Source organism: Pseudomonas flavescens (genome assembly GCF_013408425.1).
GTDB lineage: Bacteria > Pseudomonadota > Gammaproteobacteria > Pseudomonadales > Pseudomonadaceae > Aquipseudomonas > Aquipseudomonas fulva_A.
Genome location: NZ_JACBYV010000001.1, coordinates 1,279,159 through 1,299,804, shown reverse-complemented (window position 1 = coordinate 1,299,804; position 20,646 = coordinate 1,279,159). Strand labels below are relative to the sequence as shown.

The window sequence follows — 20,646 nt, the reverse complement described above, 5'->3', positions numbered from 1 at the left end:
AGCATGAGCCGATACCGCCCACCCCGCGCCGCCGGAACGCCCCTCATCACCCCCGAAGGTGAGGCGCGTCTGCGCGCAGAACTGCACGAACTCTGGCACGTACGCCGCCCCGAGGTGACGCGCTCGGTCAGCGAGGCAGCTGCCCAGGGTGACCGCTCCGAGAACGCGGAATACACCTACGGCAAGAAAATGCTGCGGGAAATCGACAGCCGCGTGCGCTTTCTCACCAAGCGCCTGGAAAAGCTCAAGGTGGTCGATACCCGCCCGAGCGACCCGGACAAGGTCTACTTCGGCGCCTGGGTGACCCTGGAAGATGAAGACGGCAACGCCTCGCGCTACCGCATCGTCGGCCCCGACGAACTCGACCTGAAGCTCAACCTGATCAGCATCGACTCACCGCTTGCGCGGGCGCTGATCGGCAAGGGGCTGGACGCCGAAGTGCGCGTGGAAACGCCGACCGGCGACAAGTACTGGTACGTCATCACCATCGACTATCCGTAGTCAGCGCAGGGTGATCAGCCCCTGTCGGGCGATACGCGTCAGTTGGCCCAGCGCCTCGGCACTCGGGCGCTGCAGCACCGCGAAATCGAAGCTGTCGGCGGCGAAGCGTTGCAGCGATTCGCCGTGTTCGGCGAACTGCACGAGAAAGGCGCGACGCCCCTCACGGCGACTCGGCCAGCCATCGAGGTAGCGCAACAGGGTTGGCTGGTGGGTACCACCTAGCAGGATGCGCGGGTTGCGCCGCAGCAGGCCGGAAGTGATGGGTGCGATACGAATCTGGGTGGCCTGTGGGCAGGTCATGGGTGTTTGTCTCCGCCTCGAAAATCCCGCTGGGCAGCGGTGAGAGGCAACACCGAACCAGCGCTTTAGCGGAATTTCGAGAGTCGTTGAAGAGTCTCTGAGGCGCCCCGCAAGTAGCTGTTTAAATCGGCGCAGACGTCAATCCTAGAGAGTTGCGGATCGCCCTGTCAATAACGAAGAAAGCCCGCATCAGCGGGCTTTTCAGCGACTCTCGTCGTTTAACCGGCGATGCGCTTGTCGACAGACAGACGGCCAGCGCCTTCGATCAGCAGTGCCAGCGTAGCGGCCATCAGCGCCAGGGCGAATTCATAGCCGTTGTCGCTCATGAAGAAACCGTTACCGATGTGCACGGAGAAGATGGCCACCAACAGGGTGAAGGTCAGTACCGCCGCCGCGGGGCGCACCAGCAAGCCGATAATCAGCGCCAGACCACCGAAGAACTCGGCACTACCGGCCATCAACGCCATCAGGTAGCCGGGCGCCAGGCCGATGCTTTCCATCCACTGCGCGACACCCGCCAGGCCGTAACCGCCGAACCAGCCGAACAGTTTCTGCGCGCCATGGGCCACGAAGGTGATGCCGACCAGCACCCGCAGGATGGTCAGGCCATAGCCGGCACGAGTGGCTGCCAGGGATTTGATGAGTGCGATCATGGGGCGATTCCTTTGCTATGTGAGTGAGATGGCGCCATATTAATTTAATTATCAAATATGAATACCGAATAAAACCGCTAAAACAAATCGAACCAATCGATCATTTACGCATGCTCACTTCCTGCTTTGCAGCAGGCTCCAGGGAATAGCGCTCCCGCGCATAGGCCAGGTAGTACTTGTTCACCGCATTGACGTAACTGACCACGCCCATGCCCAGCTCTTCCATGGCGACGCGCTCTACCTGGAAGAACCATTGATCCGGATTCAGGCCACGCCTGCGGGCTTCCGCACGCAGGCTCTGCACCCGCTGCGGACCGAGGTTGTAGCCCGCCAGCACGAAGGCCATGCGCTCGCGCTCGTTGAGGCGCGGGCTGTTGAAGAAACCGCGACGAATCTTGGCCAGATACTTGGCGCTGGCCTGCACGTTGTTCTCCACCCGCGTGATATCGCTGACACCGACACTTCGCGCCGCCGCAGGGGTGATCTGCATCAACCCGGTGGCACCGCTGCTGCCCCGCGCACCGGGATTCAGGGTCGACTCCTTGAAAGCCAGAGCGGCCAGCGCCAGCCAATCGAAATCATGCTGTTCGGCATAGCGCTGCAAGACCGGGCGCACGCGCTCGAGGCGTTGCCTTTCGGTGCGTCCCATGGGCGAGTGCACCTTGTAAAGCCGCCGATAGACACGCTGAAAGGCAGCATCCTGATCATCGGGCACCCGGTAGCCTTCCAGAAAGCGATCGACACTGGCGCTGAGCATCGGCGCATCGCGGCGCATGTACCAGCGCATATCGCCCTGATCATCGAGCACCAGATGGCGATCGACCCGCAACTTGGGCATCACCTTGGCCCAACGCTCGGCAATGTGCAGTTCCACGGCAGTGAAGTCGAAGATACCGGCCTGAACCATCTCCAGCACGTCCTCGACGGCGAGCGTCGGATCCACCCACTCGACCACGATGGGCGGCAGCTTGCGCTCCTGGAGTTTCAGGTTGATGCCGTGCAGGGCATCCTTGGCGATGCTCCCCACCGGCAGCGACAGGCTGCGCCCAGCCAGTTGTTCGAGACGCTGATAGCGCCGATTGCCCTGTCGCGCGACGATCACCACCGGCACATCACGGCGAATCGCCTCACTGGCGATGACGCTCGCACCACCCTTGCTGCTGAGCAACTCACCCGGCGCCACCAGGTCACCCTCGCCGCGCTGTAGAGCGGCAAGCAATTGATCCTTGGCTTTGGGAATCATCTTCAGGTGCAGGCTGCGACCATCCCGCGCATTGCGGTTGAGGTACTGCTCCAGGGCACGCAGCCGCTGGTATTCGACACCGATGCTCTGCCCTTTGACCTCACCAGAACTGTTGCGGCTCTGGTTGACCAGTACACGCAGCTCGCCACTCTTGCGAATGCTGGGTAAATCACGAACCGCCGCTGGCTGGGTCACTTCCACCGGGCCGGCAATGCGCGCCACTGCCGAGAGCGGCAGCGAGAGCAACATGCACAGCACAAGAAGGACACGCAATATCGACGCTCCGGAGGCGAAAAACCGGCCGACGGCCAGTGGCGGTCAGCCGAAAGCTGGGCGCGGAGAGTCGCACAGCCGGAGTTCTGACGCCAATAATTGTTGGTTTCACATTACAAAGAACGCACAACTCTTTGTAATCGATAGCTTTTTAGATGCCAAGAAAAGCTCTGTTATGCTGCGGCCTTCAGGTTTCACAGGGTCACACCATGCAACTCATCGACATCGGCGTCAATCTGACCCATGCAAGCTTCAATGACCAGCGCCAGGCCTTGCTCGAAAGAGCCTTCGAGGCGGGCGTCTGCCAACTGGTGTTGACCGGCACCAGTCTGGAGGAAAGCGAGCATGCCCTGGCGCTTTGCCGACAACTGGATGAGAGCGGTGACCGCCTGTTCAGTACTGCTGGTCTGCACCCGCACAACGCGCGGGACTGGAGCAGCGACCACTCGCGAAGCCTGCGTGCCCTGCTGGCCGAGCCTCAGGTACGAGCCGTGGGCGAATGCGGTCTGGATTTCAACCGAGACTTCTCGCCACGCCCGCAGCAGGAAAAAGCCCTGGAAGAGCAGCTCAGCCTGGCGGTGGAGTTGCAGATGCCGGTGTTTCTGCACGAGCGTGACGCTCATCCACGCTTCGCGCAGATCCTGCGTGATTACCGCGATCGCCTGCCAGCCGCAGTCGTGCACTGTTTCACCGGCGAGCGGCGCGCGCTGTTCGATTACCTGGATCTGGATCTGCACATCGGTATCACCGGTTGGATCTGCGACGAGCGTCGCGGCGCCCACCTGCACCCGCTGGTCAGGGAAATTCCCGCTGGCCGCCTGATGCTGGAAAGTGACGCCCCTTACTTGCTCCCCCGCAGCCTCAGACCCAAGCCGAAAAACGGGCGTAACGAACCTGCCTACCTAAGTGAGGTATTGCGCGAGGTGGCCCTGCATCGCCAGGAATCCGTGGCCGAAGTGGCACGACACACCACCGCCTGTGCCCGCGCCTTTTTTGCGCTGCCACCGATCGTCGAGCGGGCTGACGACGAAGAAAATGGATGACCAGCCAACGCGCCCGAGCGACCACCGCCGTTGATCCGGATGCAACCGCACAGCTTTCGAGTCATTGACTCACATCAAGGGATGGACATTTTGCCCGTGGAAGAATGATGGCGCCTTGCTAGCAACCTCATTCATGTCGAGAGCAGAAAAACATGCCCGTCTGGATTCGCGATGTATCCCTGAAACACAAGTTCTGGGCGGTCAACGCCGTCGCCTTCTTCACCACCCTGCTGCTCGTTCTGTTCGCCATGCATCAGGAACAGGACACCTTCGCCCAGGCAGCCCGCGAAGCGGCGCAAAGGCAGGCACGCCTGATCGCCGCCTGGCCGGCCGAGGGCGAACTGCCTGGCAGCGCTGATCTGATCCCGTACACCAGCGGCGAGACACCACGCCTGCCCGGTAACACGAACGCCGGCGCACTGCGCAACACCCACGGTTGGGTCGAGCTCCCCCACGATGGCGTGTTCGGCAGTGATCCGCTGATCGGTGTGCTGATCAGCGCGCGCGGCGGCGATGAACGGGTGGCGATACCGGCATATGGTCGTAGCCTGGCGCAAGTATTCGCCGAGCGTGCCGGCAGCTATGCGCTGGCGGTAGCCCTGCTGATGCTCGCGCTGCTCGGCGCCTCGCAGGTGCTGATCCGCTTTCTGCTCAGCCACCTCAACACCCTCAAGGACGTCATGCTGCACGTGGAGAGGAGCGGCGACCTGTCGGCACGCGTTCCCCTGCAGAGCCGCGACGAAGTCGGGCAGATGGCAGGTGCCTTCAACGCCATGCAGGATGGCTACCAGCGCGTCGTCGACACGGTCATCCAGGCAGCCTCGAGGCTGGATGACGGCACTGCGCGCCTGGCACGGAGCATGAAAGACGTGCGCCAGGGCATGCTCGGTCAACAGAGCGAAACCGACCAGGCCGCAACGGCCATCAACGAGATGTCGACCACCGTGCACCACATCGCCGAGCATGCGGCGACCACGCGCGACCAGTCCCAGACCGCCGACCAGCTCGCGGGCGCCGGCCAGGCCGTGGTCAGTCGCGTCGTACACTCCATCACCGGGCTATCCAGCGGTGTCCAGCAGACGGCCACGATGATTCAGCAGGTCGCGGGCGACAGCCAGAAGATCAGCAGTGTGGTGAACGTCATTCATGGCATCGCCGAACAGACCAACCTGCTGGCACTCAACGCGGCCATCGAAGCGGCCCGCGCTGGCGAGATGGGCCGTGGCTTTGCCGTGGTGGCCGACGAAGTACGCAACCTGGCCAAGCGCGTGCAGGACTCCACCGACGAGATCACCAGCATGATCGGCACCCTGCAGGCAGGCACCCGGGATGCCGTGGAATTCATGCAGGAAAGTACGCTGAAAGCCGACGATTGCGTACAGGCCGCCCATGAAGCCGGCGAGGCGCTGGCTGCGATTACCAGTGCAGTGGCGCAGATGCGTGAGAGCAATACGCAGATTGCCGTGGCCGCCGAGCAGCAGAGTCAGGTGGCCGAGGAGATGACCCGCTCGGTGATCGGCATTCGCGACGTCACCGAACAAACCGTCGAGCAGACCCAGGAGTCGGCCGCGACCAGCAGTGAACTGGCAGAACTGGCGGGCGAGCTATCGCGTGCCATCCGCCAACTCAAGCCCTAGGGCATGCTGCCTGGTGGCCGTGAGGCGCTAGCGAGGTTTGGGCAGATGGTACAAAAGCTATCTGCCACATAGGAGGGATCAATTCGCTGCCGGGCCGGCTGCCCCATAGACTGGCTCCATCTGATGCAGGAGACCTTTCATGAGCACGCAAAACGCTACCCTCGCCCACTCGGCCAGCACCGAATCGATCGACATGCCATCGCTGGCCATCGCCCTGCCACTGCTGCTGGTGTCGCTCGCTCTTGCCGGCAGTGGGTCAGGCCCGCTGGCGCTGGTCTTGTCGGGGCTGGGAGCGATTGCAGCCTATGCCCTGGCACGGCAGGCGCTGTTGCCTGCTGCCGCGGCTCAGCCGAACACGGTAACCGTCTGACGACTGATCGCCAGCAGTTCTCCGCTGGCGGTCCAGAGTGCCGCAGCGACGTGTCCATAGCCATCACGGGCGTGTTCGATTTGCGCACGATACAGGCACCACTGATCCGAGGTCACCGAGACCAGCGGCTGGATGAACTCGATGGTCCAGGTCAGCGAACTACCTGGCGCAGGCCCCTTGAGCAGAGAAAGCACAGCCGGTGGCCAGGCATCGACCAGTCCCAGCAGATGCGCTTCACCGAGGGTTTCGACACGCTCCTGATCACGGAAGCGTACCCAGCCACCCATCTCCCGCGACTGGCTGCCACTGAATGGCAAGCCACCCAGCCCCCAACGCATTGCCAGATGGCGGGTGAATTCCGGGGTGACCTGGGGGATGTAAGGCAGCTCCTGGCTACCTTCCACGGCCTCCAGCACAGGCGCTGGCTGCGCCTCGACGCTGACCGAAGAAGGACGAGGCGCGCCAAAGCTGCCTTGCACCAGAGCCACGACCTCACCGTTCTGTAGCGCGCGCCCCAACACCTGGCTGACGGCCTTGCCCTCGCGCAGCACCTCGGCCTCGAAACAGGTCGCGGTATCAGGCGCGACCGGCGCGACGAAGGTAATCGCCAGCGAACGGGGTGGCCGATCCGCCGCCACCTTGTTGCGCATCACGTCGTACACCAATGCCGCCACCAAGCCCCCGAAACTGGCGCGCCCCTGGCCCCAGTCAGCGGGAATCGACAGCGACTCGGGCGTGCGCCGTACCTGTTCCAGCAATGCAGAGAAATTCATGCTCACCTCCCATGGACGTCACCACGATAGTAAGAGACTCGCTGCCCGGCGGCGAGGCGGCGGCAGGCGCCAGTTCGGTCATTTGTAAGGAAATAGCGGCGTGCCTACTCCAGCGCCGCAAGCAGACGCGCCTGAATCACTTCCGAGGCCCGTTCGGCCTCCTGCATCGAGCGGCGCCATGGCTGTTCGAAGACCTGCAGGTCCGTCTCCGTTTCGGCCCTCGCCAGCCACTGCAGGTGGTCGTGCCAGTCGCCAAGTACCGCCTGCCCCTTCTTGAGCAGGCGAACCTGGGCTGCGGATAACGGCGACAGTTGCGGATACGCCTCCGTCGTGTAGCGCACCCGCTTGATCAGCAGACGGACTCGATGGCGGTCATGCTCGGCATCAGCCAACGCCTCAACCAGGCGGGCACGCTGCTTGCGCAGGTAGCGGCGAACCTTCTTGTGCAGATCATCGAGCTCACCGCTGGCCTGCTGTCGGGCCAGCTCCTGGGGCCATTCGTCCAGCGCCCGAAACAGTGCCGGCAGCGAACGGCTGGCGAGCAACATCGCGTCGCCTCTGGCCCGCTCGGCCACACATCGGTCGGCAGCAACATGTTCGCCATGCTGCCTCAAGGTGTCGATCAACACCTCGAGGTCGCGCAGCGGACCACTCAGACGCCCGATCTCGGCCGCACGCTGCTGCAACGGGTCGCTGCCGGCAGCCCCCTTGAGGGGCTTGAGCAGGCTGCGCAGTCTGCGCAGGCACACCCGCAGATCATGCAGCGCCTCACCATCGGTCTGTGCCTGCAGACGCTCGCGGCAGGCGTAGAGCGCTACCTGCAAACGCAGCACTTCACTGCGCAAATTGCTGACGAAACCACTCATCGCGGGTACTCCTGAAACCGGTCAATGGGGTCGACTCCAACGCCACGGTAGCTGACGGCGAAGCGCATTCAGCTGTTGGAGTAGTGCTCGGGGGGATACGTTCTGCCCTGCATAACGCTGCGCCTCATAGGCCCGTACGAACGCAGCGATGGCCTCGGCCTGCCCGGGCAGTGCCTGAGCGGCACGGGCAGCGAACGCCCGAGGGCCCTCGCCGGTATCTCGCCGCACGCCATGCTGCGCCAGCAGGCGTTCGAAGCGCACGAACACCCGTAGCAGGGAGTCCCGTTCGACGCGCCAGGGCTTGAACAGCCATAACGACAACAGCCCCAGCAGCAAGCCGCCGCCCCCCACCAATGCGAGTATCAGGCGACCGCTGTCGACCTGACCGAACCAGCGCTGCAGCAATTCGAACTGCTGAGCGCCCTGATAACCGAGAACCCAGCGCTGCCAGCCGTAATTGAGGTCATCCCAGGCCAGGCGGAGCTCGTTCAGCCAGGTTAGGTTGCGATAGCGCAAGGGCGAGAAAGGCGAGTCGGCGAGGAAGCTCTGCTCACCTGCCAGGGCCTGCTCCAGACCTTGCTCGATGCGCTCGGGGGCAACCTGGAAGGTAGGGTCCACGCTTGTCCAGCCCTTCCCCGCTTGCCAGTATTCGACCCAGGCATGGGCATCGAACTGGCGTACCTGAACATAACGACCGTTGCCGCTCAGCTCCCCCCCCTGATAGCCGGCGACAACCCGGCTGGGGATCCCCGCCGCACGCAGCACGAACGTCATGGCACCCGCATAGTGAGCGCAGAAGCCACTGCGCGTATCGAACAGGAACTCGTCGATGGAGTCGGCGCCCAGCGGCGTCGGTGTCAGGGTGTAGACGTAAGGCTGGCGGTTGAAGTGGCCGAGCAGCGCGGCGACCAGTTGCTCGTCTTGTGGGTGCTGCTGACGCAGTTCCTGCGCCCACGCGCGGCTGCGTGCGTCCCCCTGCTGAGGCAGGCGTAGCCAGGTCTGCATGCCATTGCGGCGCTCATGCGGTTCGCGAATCGCCTGGGGCCAGGAACTGACGTCATAGAGCAGCGCACGGTCCACCGGCCGGTTGCGCTGCAGACGGAAATCGCCCATCTGCCGGGTGCCTTGCAAGTCGGTCTGGGCGACGTCGAGGGCGAACAGCCAGGGCCGCGTGGTGGGCTGCATGACGATGCTGTAGCGCAACGGTTCACCACGCGGCTGCCATTGCGGCGGTGGCGAGAACTGCGCGACCGGTGATTGCGACCAGCGCCGCCCATCGAAATGATCGAGGGTCAGCGCCCGCCAGTACAGCTCGCTGCGCGGCGGCACCTCGCCCTCGAAACTGGCGCGAAAGGCCAGCTCGCCAGAACGGGTCAGCTCGGCGATGTCTCCGGGAGCCATGCTGTCGGCAAGGCCGGTGACAGCGCCCCGTTCATTGGGTACAGGCAGCGACCAGAGCGGCCCCAGGCGCGGGAAGAACAGGAACAGCAACAGCATCAGCGGCAGCGCTTGCAGCAGCAGGCTGGCGGACAACCGAAGCGTGCGCCAGGGGCGGGTCGCCGTACCGCTCTGCTGCAGACCGATCAGCGCCGCCAGCAGTGCACAGACCGGCAACAGGCTGAATAGGGCGACGAGGATGCTGTCATCGAACAGGTACGCGGTCACCACTACGAAGAAGCCGAGGAAGATCAGCACCAGCGCATCACGGCGGGTACGCATCTCCAGCAATTTGAGGATGAAGGCGGCGATCAGCAGCACCACGCCGCCATCCAGCCCGACCAGCGTTCCGCGAGAAAGGAATACCCCTAACCCGGCCAGAACGATCAGACCGATACGCAGCACACGCGTGGGATAACCGGCACGCATGCGGAAAATCTGTACCCGCCAGAAGGCGCAGCCCAGCCACAGGCCGATCACCCACAGCGGCAGGTGCCCCAGATGCGGCACGATCACCAGCGCCTGCGCCACCAGCAGCCAGGTCAGGCTGATCCGTGGAATGCCCTGAATGGCGCTCATGCGCGAGCTCCGTGCAATGCCAGGGCACGCAGACACCGCTCACGGTGGCGCTCGCCGATATCCGCTGCGAACAGGCTGCCAGGCAGATGCAGGGCAAATGGCTGCTGCCGTTCGGAGAGCACCAGCACCCAGTGGCAGAGCAGCGATAGCCGGCTTTCCAGGTCACCGCTCAGCACGTCGAAATCCAGCAGCAGGTCGCGACCGCTCTGGGCGGCGAAGTCCTTGACCAGCAGGCCCTGGCCACGCGAATAAGCTTTCCAGTGCAGACGCTTGCGTGAGTCGCCTGGCTGATAGGTTCGCAGCCCCTGGAAGTCATCGCTCCCCTGCCCCATGCTCAGATGCCCCTGCTCCTGATCGTCCTCACTGCCACCGGCAGCCAGCGGCAACTCGCCTTCCAGTGGCCGCGGATAGACCAGCACCGCCTGATCCAGGTCGATCAGGCTCCACGCCACCAGCATGCCCAGAGGAAAACGGCTCTCTACCCTCAGTCTGCCGGGGTGCAGCCAGCCACGACGCTGGGTCGGCAGGCTCAGTTCACACTCGGTAGCGCCGCCGGCAGCGACGTCCTGCTGCAGCGTATCGGCAGGCGGCCAGCCCAGTGCCACGGCTTCATGAACCCGCCCGCGGCTTTCCAGGCGTACCCGCAGACGTGCCTGCTCGCCGGCGAACACGGCACCGGCACCACCACCATGCAGCACCAGCCCGGCCAGGTTGCGGTAGGTATGCAGGATGGTCACCACGAACACCGAGCCCAACAGGAAGGTCAGCGCATAGGCCAGACTGCTCTGGTAGTTGATTGCCGCCAGCAACATCACCAGCAGCGCAAACAGAAACGCCACGCCGACTCGCGTTGGCAGGATGAAGATCCGCCGCTGACTGAGCTGAATGCTGGCGGCCGCCGGAATGCGCTTGTCCAGCCAGCGACTCCAGCGCTGCTTCAGGGCACTCGTCAAAGTGCAGGCACCTCGCGCAGCAGCCACTGCACCAATGCCCCGCCACCATGCCCGGCGGGGTCGGCCTGGTCGCGCAGCCGGTGACCGGCAACCGACGGCAGCACGGCCTGTACATCCTCGGGTATCACATAATCTCGCTGAGCCAGCAGCGCCCACGCACGCGCCGCCGCCAGCAGCGCCAGGCTGCCACGCGGTGACAGCCCCCAGGCGAACTGCGGCTGGGTGCGCGTGGCCTCGACCAGGCGCAGCACATAATCGACCAGTGCATCGCTGACCCGCACCTTGGGCACCTCGGCCTGCAACTTCGCCAGCTCGGCGTGGTTGAGCACCGCATCCAGGGTCGGCAGCACCGAACGACGTGACTCGCCCAGTAGCAGCGCCTTCTCCGCCGCCCGGGCCGGATAACCGAGCGACAGGCGCATCAGGAAGCGATCCAGTTGCGATTCCGGCAAAGCGAAAGTGCCGCTCTGGCTGATCGGGTTCTGCGTGGCGATCACGAAGAACGGATCCGGCAATGGCCGCGTGGCGCCCTCGATGGTCACCTGCCCTTCCTCCATGGCCTCGAGCAGGGCGCTCTGGCTCTTGGGTGTGGCCCGGTTGATTTCGTCAGCCAGGACCAGCTCAGCGAAGATGGGCCCGGGATGGAACAGAAACTGCCCGGTATCCTTGTCGAATACCGACGTTCCGAGGATATCGCCGGGTAGCAGATCGGACGTGAACTGAACGCGCTGAAAACTCAGGCCCAGGACCTTGGCGAGGGCGTGGCTGAGGGTGGTCTTGCCCATGCCGGGCAGATCTTCGATCAACAGGTGACCCCGTGCCAAAAGGCAGGTCAGTGCCAGGCGCACCTGCGCCTCCTTGCCGAGCAGCACCTGGTTGACGGTATCAAGGCAGGCATCCAGTTTCGTGTGCATCGTCCACTCCTCATGCAAGTGGCTCGATGCTACTGGCCCCGTGGCATCGGGCAAAGCGCTACGTAACCTTTGCTGACGAATAGGTAACCTTTGCTGACAAAACTGTGCACCAGGCCCAAGATCGAGCGGCGCCATGGGTTGCCGAAGCGTCTTCGTGTGAGCGGATCTCGGAGCGAAGATGGCAAGGGCGAGCGACGGACGGCCGCAATAGCACCTCGCCATCATCCAGAATCCATTGCTAGAATCGGTTCGCCTACTGAGCCGACAGAGCGTCGGCAGGACACCGACCATGCCCAGCACCTCGCGCAACAACCTCTACCCTTCGATCCTGCTGCTGGGCGCTCTGCTGACCAGCGGCCAGGCTTTCGCCGAGATGGCTGGCGGTGAGGTGGGCATCCGCCTGGCTGTGCACAGCGCCTGTCAGGTCGACAGCCTTGCCGAGAGCCAGGGGCTGCTGCTGACCAACCACGATTGCCGGGACGGTTACCGCATTCGCTACCAGAATGCCGACACGCGCATCGATCGCGAAGCGCTGGCACAGACCGTCACACGGCTGGACGAGCGCTCGCCACGCTCACGCATCGAACTCTACTGGTAGAACTCAGCTCGGTCGTTGCAAATCGAAGGTGTCGCGGGTTCTGCTGTAAGCGGTACCGCCCAGGCGCCCGACCAGATCGAGACGATGCGGGTCGATACGGCCTTTTTCGTTGAGCACGCCATCGTCCACATGGGCGAGCAGCACCTCGGCGAAGATAAGGTGATGATTGGGCTGCTGCTGCGGGTAGCCGATGATTTCCGCCACCCGGCATTCGAATGCCACGGCTGCTCCAGCCACGCGGGGCGGAGCGACCCGAGTGCTGGGAATCGATGCGATCGCGCAATGTTCGAATTCGCTGCTGCTGCGCGGCAGGATCGCGGCGCTGGCATTCATCGCCTCGACCTGCGCGAACGACACCAGATGGATCACCAGCTCACCGGTTTCCTGAGCGTTGCGCAGGGTGTCCTTGAGGGCGCCGTCATCACGGGTGCCGACGTTGACCATCAGGGTCGCCGGCTCGTCGCTTATTACCTGGAAAAAACTGAAGGGCGCCAGGTTGGCGACGCCCTCCCCTGAGAGACTCGACACCCAGGCGATTGGCCTGGGCGTGACGGTTGCAGCGAGCCAGCGGTAACGGTCCAGCGGGGTCAGATTGGCGAAGTCGAGCAGCATCCCATTCTCCAGCGAGTCGAGTGGCTGCCAGCTTACTCCAGTCAGGCGTCAGCGGCCCGCCCGAGACTCACGGATATAGAACCGAGCTTTCTCCGACTTGTTGGTGCAGCCGCGGAAAGCTTCGAACTGTTGCTGAGTTTTCGCCGCCGTCATCAGCGATGCCGCCTTGGAGTAACTGACGGTTCCGGCAAAGCCCTCGGCCTTGGCCAGGTCGAGTTCCTGCCACGCGGCATCCAGCTGGGTCGCACAGCTGTCGCGGTAGGAAGTGGTCGCTGAGCAGCCCGCCAACAGCGCAATCGGTAAGAGAATCCAGGCTTTCATGTCGCATACTCCAGAGGTTGTCCGGCAATCATGTTGCCGGTGCTGATTATGACGGCGCGCCGAAGAAAAAGTGCCACTATCACAGGCACTGCCATGGCACAGGATTGTGCAGTAACCAGAGTGGACCTTCAGGGGGAGCAGGATGAGCAAGAAAGTGGCCCTGGTATTGGGCTCCGGCGGTGCACGGGGTTACGCGCATATTGGCGTGATCGAGGAACTGGAAGCACGCGGCTACGAGATAGGCTGCGTCGCTGGCTGCTCCATGGGCGCCGTGGTCGGCGGCATCTATGCGGCCGGCAAGCTGAAGGATTACAGCGACTGGACACAGAGCCTCGATTACCTGGATGTGCTGCGTCTGCTCGACGTGAGCTTTCGTCTGGGCGCCATTCGTGGCGAAAAGGTCTTCGGGCGGATTCGCGACATCGTCGGCGAAATCAATATCGAAGCGCTGAACATCCCTTTCACGGCCGTGGCCACCGACCTTACCAACCAGCAGGAAATCTGGTTCCAGGAAGGTTGCCTGCATCAGGCGATGCGCGCCTCGGCGGCGATTCCCAGCCTGTTCACACCCGTCATCCAGGGCAAGCGCATGCTGGTCGATGGTGGCCTGCTCAACCCCTTGCCAATCGTGCCGGTGGTGTCCAGCCATTGCGATCTGATCATCGCCGTCAACCTCAACTCGGCACAACAACAGCACTATCAGTTGCCGATGATCGAACGCACGCCGGCGCTCAAAGGCCGCTTCGATCAACTGATGGCATCACTGGGTTCGCGGCTGCCGTCGTTGCGCCGCAAGGGTGGCGAGGACGATCAGCTTCTGCTGCTGGAAAACCGTGTTCAACCAACGACTCCGCTGCAGCCCGATCTGTGGCTGCAGGACCCGGTCGATCCTCACGCCCAGCAACCCGCGGCAGCACCACAGAGTGGCAGCGCACCGAAATCGGCAAGTGGCTCGCGGGTCGCCAACATGGTCGGGCCGGCGTCGCTGCTGGAGCTGATCAACCAGAGCTTCGAGGTCATGCAGACATCGCTGTCGCAGTACAAGATCGCTGGCTATCCGCCGGACATCCTGATCAACGTGCCCAAGCGGGTGTGTCGTTTCTTCGAGTTCTACAAGGCGCCGGAGCTGATCATGCTGGGTCGGCAGATTGCCAGGGACACACTCGACAAATACGAACGCGGCGACCACTGAAGGGCGCCGCCATTCAGCCTGGAGGCGTACGCTCTTCGCGCGGCGGGAGCCCGGCTGGTGCCTTGTGTGCGACCCAGTCGCTGAGCAGGCTGTAGGCAACCGCCAGCAGGGTCGGCCCGAGGAACAGGCCCATGAAGCCGAACGCCAGAATGCCGCCGAACACGCCGAGCAGCACCACCACCAACGGCAGGTTGCCGCCGCGGCTGATGAGGTACGGTTTGAGGATGTTGTCCACGCCGCTGATGATGAAGAAGCCCCAGATACCGAGGAAGATCGCCATGCCGATCTCGCCCTGCCAGACCAGCCAGGCTACTGCCGGCCCCCAGATCAGTGGCGGCACCATGATCAGGCTGCAGGCGAAGGTGAGCAGGCCCAGCAACAGGGCGCCTGGAATGCCAGCGATCATGAAACCGATGTAGGCGAGAATCGCCTGCGCGACCGCAGTGCCCAGCACGCCGTTCACCACCCGCTGCACGGTTCCGGCCACCAGCTCGAGGTAATGCTCGGCGCGGTCGCCGATCAGCCGCTCGAGCAGGCTTTCGACGAACGCCGCCAGCCGTGGGCCATCTCGATAGAAGAAGAACACCAGAATCAGGCTCAGCGCCAGCTCGAGAATGCCCCCACCGATCTTGGCACTGCGCACCAGCAGGAAGTTGCCGACCTGGCCGAGATAAGGCTGCACCGTGGCAAACAGCGCCGAGCCCTGCTGATCGAGGGTTTCCCAGATGCCGACCAGGCGCGCACCGACCAGAGGGACCGAGTGCAACCAGGTCGGCGGGGGTGGCAGGCCTTCGACCTGAAACCCCTTGATCACGGCGGTGGCATCGCGAATGTGATCGGCCAGATTGACGCCAAGCATGACCAGCGGCACGGCGACCAGCACGATCCACACGCCGGTCAGCAGCCCGGCAGCGACGGACTGTCGCCCCTTGAGCAGGCGCGTCAGCCAGCGCATCACCGGCCAACTGGCGAAGGACAGCACGGCGGCCCAGAACAGCGCCGACCAGAACGGCGCCAGCACCCAGAGGCTGGCGCCCAGCAACCCCAGTAGCAGGATCTGCACCAGCAAACGGTCGTTATTCGGCATTTTTCAGTGTTTCCAGAAAACCAGACTCAGGCCCTGATGGGCGCGTTCAACGTAGCACGTCGATGCGCAAACCGTCGCCGTCGCTCTCACCGAGTTCCAGGCGAGCCGCCCTCACCCGCTGCTCGATCAGCGCTTCTCGCCAGGCTTCGGCATGCGCACCGGACAAGCTGACACGCAAGGTACTGTCCTGATTGAGGCTACGCGCCAGGAGCTCCGTCCATTCTTCCTGAGGTTCTTCCTGCCCGGGCAGCCGCAGGTCGCCGGTGCTTTTCAGCTGACGCAGCAGAGTGGCAGGCGTGGGCAGCACTTTCGCCAATGGCTGGCTGGCTGCCAGCAACTCGGCATGCAGGTAGGCACGGCGGTTGCCACGGGTGATGCTGTACAGCGCTACGAGGCTGTCCTGATTGGGTTCGGCCAGACGCAGCAAAGCATAGGCCTGCTGATCATCGGAACCGTACAGGGTCGAATTGCCGAACACCGCGTTGGCCCACAGGCTGCTGGACCCACACTCGCGGCCCTCGCACCAGTAAAGGATGTGGGCGTCCTTATCCTGCAGCGCTTCGCGCGCGGCGGAAAACACTTCATTGGCATTATGGGTGCGTGGCAGCTCATAGGTGATGGCGGTGAGCTGCCCGGTGGCGAGTACCTCGCGCTCGTAACGCAGGCGCCCGCTGATACGGCGGATGGTGCCTTGCGGATAGAGCCGCTCCTGATCGGCCTGCTCCTTGAACGTGACGATTTCACTGCCGGGAAAGCGCGGCAATACATCGAGATCGCGGCTGCCCGCTACATCAGCAGTGGCAGCGGCGCTGACCAGCATCAGGGGAAACAGGTAACTCAGACGCATGAAGCCCCTCGTTGCTCAGTCGGGTCGAGGGTCTGCGAGGCAGGTGGCAGAGCGTTAACAGCATCAGACGGGAGCAGCGCTTCCAGCGCGACGGTATACATGTCGGTCATGCGGGTCTCCATTGCAATGCCGACACCTTTCCCCAGTTGCAGCAGGCCGTCAAGGCGCGTTCAGGAAAGGATTGAAACAGTCTGCTACGAGTTGCGCCCCGCGCTCGTCGTCCAGATGCAGATGATGCCCTCCTGGCAGCCGTTCGACGCTGATCGCCGTCGCCGCCAGCAAGCCTTGCAGGCCCTCACGCTGCGCCAGCAGGCCATGCTCGGCCAATACCAGGCTGGTCGGGCAGCGCAGCGCCGCCACGAAGGCCTGTACATGGGCGCGGGTCAGGCGCAAGGGCGTCGGTAACGTCAGGCGGTTGTCGGTACGCCAGGTGTAGCCACCAGGCACGGGCATCAGCCCACGCTGCGCGAGCAGCTCGGCGGCCTCGAAACTGACCAGCCCCACGCCGCGCTGGCGCACCTGGGCGGCACGCTCCAGGCTCGGGTAAACCGGCTTGCGCTTGGCCGACAGGGCCAGTTGCGCACGCAGCGAGTCGCCCAGGTTGGCCACCGCAGCGTCGGCCTCGGTGGTCGGCGGAACCAGGCCATCGATCAATGCCAGACGCTGCACACGCTCGGCGAAAGTGGCGGCCAGCACAAGCGAGACGATCGCGCCCATCGAATGGCCGAGCAGGCTGAAGCGCTGCCAGCCGAACTGCTCGGCGACCAGCAGTACGTCGTGCACGTAATCCCAGAGTGCATAGCCGGCGCCAGGCGGACGATGGTCCGAATGGCCATGACCCGCGAAATCCAGGGCCACGATGCGCAGCCCTGAAAGCTTCGGGGCCAGCCGGGAGAAGCTCGCGGCATTGTCGAGCCAGCCATGCAGGGCGATTACCGGGATACCGTCTTCCGGACCATGTAGCTGGGCAGCCAGCTCGATATGCGGCAGCCGAAGCCGCACCTCTTCGAACCCGAGGCTCATGGAATGGCCTCTACAGGTTGCTGCCAGCGCGCGAACAGCACGCGAATCAGTTGCGCCGTCTCGTTCGGGTGCTCGAGAGGAAACATGTGGCCGCCAGGCAACGTGAGGAACTCGCCCCGCGGTGCACGGCGCGCCATGCGGCCATGATGGGCCAGTACCACACGGCTCTGGGCGCCTTTGACCAGCGCCAGCGGCACCTGCAACTGCTGTGGCAGCCCGGGGCTGGTGTGCGGGACACTGCGGTAGATGCTGATTTCGGTAGCGGCCTCGAAACGCAACCTCATGCCATCCTGGTGGAGGTGCAGACCATGCTCGACATAGGCATCCAGGCAATCGGGATCGAAGCGACTGAACAGCGCCCGCTCGGCGAAGTATTGGCGCGCCTCCAGGGCATCGGCAAACGCCTCGCGGCGCCCCAGGGTGCGCCTGGCTGGGGTCAGACGGTCGATGAAACCAAACCGTTTGGCAGCGTGAATCACCATCTGATCGGCACGGCTCAGCACAGGCGAGTCGAGCATCACCACACCGCGGTAAAGATCGGGCCTGCGCAACGCCGCATGGTAGTGCAGCACACCACCCAGCGAATGGCCCACCCCCCACACCGGCCCGGCGCAAAGCTGCAGATGATGCAACAGCTCATCGACCAGATTGCTCCAGTTGTCATTCACCGGGAAGCGCGGGTCGTGCGCGTGCTGTGCCAGATGCTGTACCCGGTACTCCGGTGCGAGCGAGGCGAACAGCTTGCCGTAGGTCCCCGATGGGAAGCCGTTGGCGTGGGCGAAGAAGATGAGCTGGGACATGGTCGTCGCGCTGGTGGCAGGCAATGCGGGGATTGTCAGCCAGCCCCCAGCCCACGGCAATGACCGTAACGGTCAGGAAGGACGACGCTCCGGCCAAATTCCGCCCCCAGGGCTATCGATCTCGGCGCACAGCACCGGCCGAAAGGCCAGCAGCGCCTAACGCTCGGGCGGCGGGCTGCCGTGGGGCACGATGGCCATGGTAAGCCGCGAGATGCAACTGGTCTTGCCATCGTCGCCGCTGAGGCGGATATCCCATACATGGGTGGTACGGCCCAGATGCACCGGTTTGGCCACTGCGGTGACACGCCCCGAGCGCAGGCCCCGCAAATGGTTGGCATTGACCTCCAGGCCCACGCAGAAAAACCGTTGCGTATCGATGCACAGGTAACTGGCCGTGGAACCCAGGCTTTCCGCCAGCACCACCGACGCGCCGCCATGCAGCAGGCCGTAGGGCTGATGGGTACGCGCATCGACCACCATGCTGGCGGTGATTGACTCGTCATCGAAGGACTCGAAGCGAATGTCCAGCAACTCGCCGATGGTGTTGCGCTGGGCAGCATTGATTTCATCGAGGTTTGGGGGCTGTCGCCAAAGGCTCATGGTCGATCCTTGTCATTAGCGGTGGACTCTACCGGCTCGCCTGCGATGGCGAGCACAGCAGAATCGTGACACAGCGCCCACGCCTTGCGCAGCCGTATCAGCGCAGGTCGGGATGGGCCAGCAGCTCGAGCGACATCAGCCCGGCAATCAGCTCTTCACCTTCGAGCATCGCCAGGCTGGCGGTATGCATGGAAAGCGGCTGCTGCCGATGACCATGTACCAGCAGCCCGCCGAGCGCGCCGATGAAGGGCTGATGGGAAACCAGCAGAAGCTCCTGGCCCGAGAGGCGCTGAAGCTTGCCCAGGCTGTCACGGGGATCGCTTTCCGGGGTCAGCCAGGGAACCGTGTGCAGTTCGGCGCTCGACGCCAGGGCATCACGCACCAGCGCGGCTGTCTGCTGAGCCCGCACATAGGGGCTGACGAATATCGCGTCCAGCGAACGGCCACGCAGGAGCTCGAGGGACTGGTGCACTTCGTCACGACCGTAGTCCGTCAGCTCCCGCTGGGCATCGGTGCGTGCTTCAGGGTGGGCCTGGCCATGGCGCAACAACCAGATTCTCATGGCTGATGACTCACAGTTTCGGCTCCTCGTCCCTGGCCGGCGGCACGTCCGGCTGCACGCTGTGCGCAAATTCGCCCTGCGCTGGGCGCGGCGTGGGCCAGTCGGCGAACGGCCAGGGCTTGGACTCGCTGTTGAACGTGCCGAAACGGCCGATCTGAGCCAGATACTGGCTGAGGCTGTCGCCGAAACCCAGCAAACCGGCATTTGGCGCGCCGTATACCAGGCGACAGATCAGTTGCAGCAGAACCACACCGGCCAGCAGCAGCTCGGCCACTTGCCAGACCAGCAGGAACAGCAACATCCAGACGATGCGCAACCCGATGGGCTCGCCTTTTTGGTGCTCACTCATATACGAATCCCTCAGAAACCAGTGGCTGGAATGAAATCGACATCGGTCTTGGGCTCTGCGCGCATCAGCGCCTCGATCACCTGATCCAGGGTGCGCCCCTCGAACAGGATCGCATGCAGCCCGGCGACCAGCGGCATATAGACTTGCAACTCGTCGGACTTGGCCTTGAGTACCCTGATGGTGTTGACCCCTTCGGCAACCTCACCGAGGCGCTGGACGGCATCTTCCAGGCTCAGGCCCTCGCCGAGCGCAAAGCCGACCTGATAATTGCGGCTTTTCGGCGACGAGCAGGTAACGATCAGATCACCGACCCCGGCAAGACCGAGGAAAGTCATGGGATTGGCCCCCAGATGCACGGCGAAACGGGTCATTTCAGCCAGTGCCCGGGTGATCAGCATGCTCTTGGTGTTTTCGCCCATGCCAAGCGCCGCCGCCATGCCGGCGATGATCGCGTAGACATTCTTCAGCGCACCGCCAAGCTCGACGCCAAAGCGGTCGGTGCTGGCGTAGACGCGGAAGGTGCGTCCGTGCAGAACCGCCTGAACCTCACGGCACAGGGCCTCGTCTTCACTGGCGACGACCGTGGCGGTCAGCGTATGCGCAGCGATTTCCTTCGCCAGGTTCGGCCCGGAAAGCACGCCGATACGGGCCTCGGGGGCAACCTCCTCGAGGATCTGGCTCATCAGCTTGAACGTCTGCGCCTCGATGCCCTTGGTGGTGCTGACCAGCATCTTGCCGGCCAGCAGCGCCGACACGGGTTGCAGCACCTGACGCAATGCGCTGGACGGCAAGGCCACGAACGCCAGTGCGCAGCTGTTCAGCGCAGCCGACAGATCGGTGGTCGGCTCGACACCGTCGAGTACCTTGACGCCCTTGAGATAGCGGGGATTTTCGCGGTTGACCCGAATGGCCTCGGCCTGCACGGGGTCGCGCATCCAGTGCAGAACCCGATGACCATTCTGCGCCAGCAGGTTGGCGATGGCGGTGCCGAAGCTGCCGCCGCCAAGCACCGCGATAGGTTGCTGTTGAGTCATGACCGATCCGTAGTGAGCCCTGTGGTAATAACGGCATTATACGGGTCACTCGCGCCAGGACCAGCCTTGCCACTGCAGG

The 20,646-nt window shown here is 63.8% G+C and carries 24 protein-coding genes; 6 read left to right on the top strand and 18 right to left on the bottom strand.

What is annotated here, in order from left to right; translation table 11 throughout:
* The first annotated feature begins 3 nt into the window (after window positions 1-3).
* Window positions 4-501: a transcription elongation factor GreB gene (gene greB / locus FHR27_RS05685; protein ID WP_179538037.1), complete on the top strand. Its 498-nt coding sequence runs from the start codon at window positions 4-6 to the stop codon at window positions 499-501.
* On the opposite strand, the gene FHR27_RS05680 is transcribed toward greB, so the two are convergent.
* The 3 genes from FHR27_RS05680 to FHR27_RS05670 form a co-directional block, all read right to left on the bottom strand.
* Window positions 502-801 carry a hypothetical protein gene (locus FHR27_RS05680; RefSeq protein WP_042553781.1) on the bottom strand — a complete coding sequence of 100 codons (300 nt, stop codon included), beginning with the start codon at window positions 799-801 and terminating at the stop codon, window positions 502-504.
* A gap of 218 nt (window positions 802-1,019) precedes the next feature.
* The gene (locus FHR27_RS05675; RefSeq protein ID WP_042553782.1) at window positions 1,020-1,454 is read right to left on the bottom strand and encodes a DoxX family protein; all 435 of its coding nucleotides are present in this window, start codon (window positions 1,452-1,454) and stop codon (window positions 1,020-1,022) included.
* 100 nt (window positions 1,455-1,554) lie between these two features.
* Complete coding sequence (locus FHR27_RS05670; protein ID WP_218878591.1) at window positions 1,555-2,946, bottom strand: transglycosylase SLT domain-containing protein; 1,392 nt, start codon at window positions 2,944-2,946, stop codon at window positions 1,555-1,557.
* 233 nt (window positions 2,947-3,179) lie between these two features.
* On the opposite strand from FHR27_RS05670, the gene FHR27_RS05665 reads away from it, so the two are divergent.
* From FHR27_RS05665 to FHR27_RS05655, 3 genes are all read left to right on the top strand, one after another.
* Entirely contained in the window at window positions 3,180-4,013 is an 834-nt protein-coding gene (locus tag FHR27_RS05665) for a TatD family hydrolase (protein ID WP_042553784.1), read from the top strand.
* Window positions 4,014-4,165: 152 nt separating this feature from the next.
* Window positions 4,166-5,650, top strand: coding sequence for a methyl-accepting chemotaxis protein (locus FHR27_RS27425; RefSeq protein WP_179538036.1), 1,485 nt, complete (start codon window positions 4,166-4,168; stop codon window positions 5,648-5,650).
* A 139-nt stretch (window positions 5,651-5,789) separates the two neighbouring features.
* Entirely contained in the window at window positions 5,790-6,020 is a 231-nt protein-coding gene (locus tag FHR27_RS05655) for a hypothetical protein (RefSeq protein ID WP_042553786.1), read from the top strand.
* On the opposite strand, the gene FHR27_RS05650 is transcribed toward FHR27_RS05655, so the two are convergent.
* From FHR27_RS05650 to FHR27_RS05630, 5 genes are all read right to left on the bottom strand, one after another.
* Entirely contained in the window at window positions 5,996-6,793 is a 798-nt protein-coding gene (locus FHR27_RS05650; protein ID WP_042553787.1) for an acyl-CoA thioesterase, read from the bottom strand. The two genes, FHR27_RS05655 and FHR27_RS05650, sit on opposite strands and share 25 nt — an antisense overlap.
* Window positions 6,794-6,897: 104 nt before the next feature.
* Window positions 6,898-7,659 carry a CHAD domain-containing protein gene (locus FHR27_RS05645; protein ID WP_179538035.1) on the bottom strand — a complete coding sequence of 254 codons (762 nt, stop codon included), beginning with the start codon at window positions 7,657-7,659 and terminating at the stop codon, window positions 6,898-6,900.
* A gap of 21 nt (window positions 7,660-7,680) precedes the next feature.
* The gene (locus tag FHR27_RS05640) at window positions 7,681-9,675 is read right to left on the bottom strand and encodes a transglutaminase TgpA family protein (protein ID WP_179538034.1); all 1,995 of its coding nucleotides are present in this window, start codon (window positions 9,673-9,675) and stop codon (window positions 7,681-7,683) included.
* The gene (locus FHR27_RS05635) at window positions 9,672-10,628 is read right to left on the bottom strand and encodes a DUF58 domain-containing protein (RefSeq protein ID WP_179538033.1); all 957 of its coding nucleotides are present in this window, start codon (window positions 10,626-10,628) and stop codon (window positions 9,672-9,674) included. The genes FHR27_RS05640 and FHR27_RS05635 overlap by 4 nt, the downstream gene beginning before the upstream one ends.
* Window positions 10,625-11,542, bottom strand: a complete 918-nt coding sequence (locus tag FHR27_RS05630) for an AAA family ATPase (RefSeq protein ID WP_042553791.1) — start codon at window positions 11,540-11,542, stop codon at window positions 10,625-10,627. The genes FHR27_RS05635 and FHR27_RS05630 overlap by 4 nt, the downstream gene beginning before the upstream one ends.
* A 289-nt stretch (window positions 11,543-11,831) precedes the next feature.
* Here FHR27_RS05630 and FHR27_RS05625 point away from each other — a divergent pair, with 289 nt between their 5' ends.
* Entirely contained in the window at window positions 11,832-12,140 is a 309-nt protein-coding gene (locus FHR27_RS05625; RefSeq protein ID WP_042553792.1) for a hypothetical protein, read from the top strand.
* A gap of 3 nt (window positions 12,141-12,143) precedes the next feature.
* On the opposite strand, the gene FHR27_RS05620 is transcribed toward FHR27_RS05625, so the two are convergent.
* Both FHR27_RS05620 and FHR27_RS05615 read right to left on the bottom strand, forming a co-directional pair.
* Window positions 12,144-12,752, bottom strand: a complete 609-nt coding sequence (locus tag FHR27_RS05620) for a flavin reductase family protein (RefSeq protein WP_179538032.1) — start codon at window positions 12,750-12,752, stop codon at window positions 12,144-12,146.
* 48 nt (window positions 12,753-12,800) lie between these two features.
* Complete coding sequence (locus FHR27_RS05615) at window positions 12,801-13,073, bottom strand: hypothetical protein (protein WP_042553794.1); 273 nt, start codon at window positions 13,071-13,073, stop codon at window positions 12,801-12,803.
* 142 nt (window positions 13,074-13,215) lie between these two features.
* Between FHR27_RS05615 and FHR27_RS05610 the strand changes: the two genes are divergently transcribed.
* The gene (locus FHR27_RS05610; protein ID WP_179538031.1) at window positions 13,216-14,265 is read left to right on the top strand and encodes a patatin-like phospholipase family protein; all 1,050 of its coding nucleotides are present in this window, start codon (window positions 13,216-13,218) and stop codon (window positions 14,263-14,265) included.
* Between the two features lie 13 nt (window positions 14,266-14,278).
* Here FHR27_RS05610 and FHR27_RS05605 read toward each other — a convergent pair whose 3' ends face one another.
* From FHR27_RS05605 to FHR27_RS05570, 8 genes are all read right to left on the bottom strand, one after another.
* Entirely contained in the window at window positions 14,279-15,352 is a 1,074-nt protein-coding gene (locus tag FHR27_RS05605; RefSeq protein ID WP_042553796.1) for an AI-2E family transporter, read from the bottom strand.
* Between the two features lie 46 nt (window positions 15,353-15,398).
* The gene (locus FHR27_RS05600) at window positions 15,399-16,199 is read right to left on the bottom strand and encodes a DUF4892 domain-containing protein (RefSeq protein ID WP_179538030.1); all 801 of its coding nucleotides are present in this window, start codon (window positions 16,197-16,199) and stop codon (window positions 15,399-15,401) included.
* A gap of 159 nt (window positions 16,200-16,358) precedes the next feature.
* Window positions 16,359-17,222 (bottom strand): alpha/beta fold hydrolase, encoded by an 864-nt coding sequence (locus tag FHR27_RS05595; protein ID WP_179538029.1) that lies wholly within the window; start codon window positions 17,220-17,222, stop codon window positions 16,359-16,361.
* Complete coding sequence (locus tag FHR27_RS05590; RefSeq protein ID WP_179538028.1) at window positions 17,219-18,022, bottom strand: alpha/beta fold hydrolase; 804 nt, start codon at window positions 18,020-18,022, stop codon at window positions 17,219-17,221. Before FHR27_RS05590 ends, FHR27_RS05595 begins: the two co-directional genes overlap by 4 nt.
* 156 nt (window positions 18,023-18,178) lie before the next feature.
* Window positions 18,179-18,622, bottom strand: a complete 444-nt coding sequence (locus FHR27_RS05585; RefSeq protein ID WP_179538027.1) for a hotdog fold thioesterase — start codon at window positions 18,620-18,622, stop codon at window positions 18,179-18,181.
* 97 nt (window positions 18,623-18,719) lie between these two features.
* A complete protein-coding gene (gene sixA, locus FHR27_RS05580; RefSeq protein WP_179538026.1) occupies window positions 18,720-19,184 on the bottom strand; it encodes a phosphohistidine phosphatase SixA in 465 nt (154 codons plus the stop codon).
* A 10-nt stretch (window positions 19,185-19,194) separates the two neighbouring features.
* A complete protein-coding gene (locus tag FHR27_RS05575; RefSeq protein WP_042553802.1) occupies window positions 19,195-19,533 on the bottom strand; it encodes a DUF4389 domain-containing protein in 339 nt (112 codons plus the stop codon).
* Window positions 19,534-19,544: 11 nt separating this feature from the next.
* The gene (locus FHR27_RS05570) at window positions 19,545-20,567 is read right to left on the bottom strand and encodes an NAD(P)H-dependent glycerol-3-phosphate dehydrogenase (protein ID WP_042553803.1); all 1,023 of its coding nucleotides are present in this window, start codon (window positions 20,565-20,567) and stop codon (window positions 19,545-19,547) included.
* Window positions 20,568-20,646 lie beyond the last annotated feature (79 nt).